This is a genomic window from Segatella copri (assembly GCF_002224675.1).
Taxonomy (GTDB): domain Bacteria; phylum Bacteroidota; class Bacteroidia; order Bacteroidales; family Bacteroidaceae; genus Prevotella; species Prevotella copri_U.
In genome coordinates, this window is sequence record NZ_NMPZ01000056.1 from 1 (window position 1) to 2,496 (window position 2,496).

The following is a 2,496-nucleotide window of genomic DNA, read 5'->3' on the forward strand; positions in this document are numbered from 1 at the left end:
CATTGTAGACTTCTCATTTATTCGTACCTTTGCACCATCATTTTAAAATCAAACAAATTATGACAGCAAACGAACGTTTTGAGAAGGCTTGGGGTTCCTTCTTAGTCTATCTGAATCGAAACCCCAAGGCTCAACTTACTCCTTTCTTGAAGGAAAGACATATAAATCATCGCACCATGATGAACTGGATGTGCGAAAAAGGATATTCAGTTTTACGTGCCAAGCAGGAAATCCGCCAAGCCCAGGAAGCAGCCCGCAGAGAAAAAGCAGAAGCATCTACATCAAGTACAGGCATGATGTTCGTGCCTATGGAACCTCCTACCATAGATCTTCCTATGGAAGACCTCCTTTATGGCATAAACATAACCTTTCCAAATGGAACTGTAGTTTCCGTTAAAAAAGGATGTGCCAAGTCTGTTATGGCGTTGATGAAACTTTATGAGAAGGAGGATGCGGTATGTTTGGATTGAATGAGAGTACCCAATTCTATGTCTGCCAGAGATACGTTCGAATGAACATGGGCATAAATGGCTTGTATCAGATAGTGAGAACCGAGATGGAACTTCCGCCACTTGGTGGTGCGGTATTCATCTTCTTCTCCAAGAACCGCCAGCAGGTAAAATTGCTCAAATGGGATGGCGATGGTTTCTTGCTGTACCAGAAGCGACTGGAGCGAGGAACCTTTGAATTGCCATTCTTTGACCCCAAGAACAAACAATGCAAAATGCCGTACAGGACACTATCGGCCATCATGAGCGGAATTTGCCTAAAAAGCATGAAATATAGAAAGAGGCTCAATCTATAGTAGCGGTAGGGAAATTCTAACGTATTGTATGTCAGTAAAATAACTAAAAATAATATATAAGAATACTTGCATATCTCGATATTTTTTCGTACCTTTGCACTATGAAAAAGGACGAAATTATAGTACTTTTGAAGGAACAACTTCAGCTTGCCAACGAACAACTTCAGCAAGCTAATACTACAGTGAGTTCGCTGACCCTACAGGTCAACGAACTCATTAAACGTATAAAGTCATTAGAAGAATTACTCGTCCAGAAAGGAATCGCCATTGACAAAGCGAATCGTCAGAACAAGGCACTCGGCAAGCTCGTTTCAGGCAAGAAGTCCGAACGTCAGGAGAAGAATCCACAAGACTCGATGACCCAGGAGGAATTTGACAAGAAGAAAACAGAGCAGGCCGAAAAAAGAAAGGCCCGCAAAAACAACGGAGCCAAGCGTGACATGCATTACGATATGAAAGAGGTGCATGTTACGATAGATCCTGTCATGGATGCAGAGCTTTTGAAGACGTTGCGTCTCTTCGGAACTCGTACCTGTATACGTTACAGCATGGAACCCATCAAATTCATCAAGACCGTGTATCACATCAACACTTATACTGATGGCAGTATCATGTATCCGGGGAAAACTCCGCCGGCTCTGTTGTTAAATTCTTCCTATTCACCTTCCTTTGCAGCAGGACTCCTGCAGATGCGATACATCTATTCCATGCCGGTAGAGCGAATTACCAAATACTTTGCCGACAATGGGTTTACGTTAAGGAAAGCTACGGCAAACAAGCTGATTGCCAGAAGTGCTGATGTACTGGAAAACTTCTATAAGGCTATCTGCCAAGTAGTGTTGCAGCAGGATTATGTCTCGGCAGACGAGACATACCATAAAGTGCTGTTAGCCAAGACAAAGCCTACAGACAAGGGGTCGAAGAAAGGCTACCTCTGGGCTGTAAGTGCGCCTGAACTGGGACTTGTTTTCTTCGTATATGAGGATGGCTCACGCTCTGAGCAGGTCATACTTAACGTATTCTCAGATTATAAAGGTACCATACAGAGTGATGCATATGCTCCTTACCGGAAACTGGAGTCGGATGCTTATCCGGACATCATGAGAATCGCCTGTCTACAGCATGTCAAGAGAGACTTCATCGACTGCGGCAAGGAGGACAAGGATGCTCAGGAAGTCGTAGATATTATCAACAGGTTTTATCAAGAAGACAAAAAACATAAGGTTGGGGTAAATGGATGGACCGTTGAAGACCATCTTGCCTATCGGCAGTCATACGCACCAGACATTTTGCAGGATTTATTGGAGAAACTGGAGGAAATATCTTCCAGGAAGGATTTGCTGCCCAAGTCTACCCTGGCGCAGGCGGTCGGTTATGCCCTTAATGAGTATAATGCCATTTGTGACATCTTCAAAAGAGGTGATACGGCTCTCGATAACAACTACATTGAAAGGATCCAGAGGTACATATCACTATCAAGAAGAAACTCTATGTTCTTTGGCTCGCACGAAGGAGCAAGACGGGGAGCTATCCTATATTCTATAGCTATTTCATGCAAGTTGAATGGCATTAATCTGTTTGAATACATTAGCGATGTCATAGAAAAGACCATTGAATGGCAACCGAATACCCCACTGGAGAAATATAGAGACTTACTTCCTGACCGATGGAAAAAGCAGTAGCAGCATTTA

The 2,496-nt window shown here is 43.3% G+C and carries 3 protein-coding genes; all 3 read left to right on the plus strand.

Annotation, left to right across the window (positions count from 1 at the left end; all coding sequences use genetic code 11):
- Positions 1-59: 59 nt before the first annotated feature.
- The 3 genes from CFT61_RS16200 to tnpC all read left to right on the plus strand — a co-directional run bounded on the left by CFT61_RS16200 (position 60) and on the right by tnpC (position 2,487).
- The gene (locus CFT61_RS16200; protein ID WP_089545421.1) at positions 60-470 is read left to right on the plus strand and encodes a hypothetical protein; all 411 of its coding nucleotides are present in this window, start codon (positions 60-62) and stop codon (positions 468-470) included.
- Positions 458-805 carry an IS66 family insertion sequence element accessory protein TnpB gene (tnpB, locus tag CFT61_RS16205; protein ID WP_089545422.1) on the plus strand — a complete coding sequence of 116 codons (348 nt, stop codon included), beginning with the start codon at positions 458-460 and terminating at the stop codon, positions 803-805. The genes CFT61_RS16200 and tnpB overlap by 13 nt, the downstream gene beginning before the upstream one ends.
- Before the next feature lie 101 nt (positions 806-906).
- Positions 907-2,487: an IS66 family transposase gene (gene tnpC / locus CFT61_RS16210; protein ID WP_089545423.1), complete on the plus strand. Its 1,581-nt coding sequence runs from the start codon at positions 907-909 to the stop codon at positions 2,485-2,487.
- Positions 2,488-2,496 lie beyond the last annotated feature (9 nt).

Bases quoted from the DNA above. Each gene is read 5' to 3' on its own strand.
- CFT61_RS16200 (WP_089545421.1), top strand. From the start codon at position 60: ATGACAGCAAACGAACGTTTTGAGAAGGCTTGGGGTTCCTTCTTAGTC.
- tnpB (WP_089545422.1), top strand. From the start codon at position 458: ATGTTTGGATTGAATGAGAGTACCCAATTCTATGTCTGCCAGAGATAC.
- tnpC (WP_089545423.1), top strand. From the start codon at position 907: ATGAAAAAGGACGAAATTATAGTACTTTTGAAGGAACAACTTCAGCTT.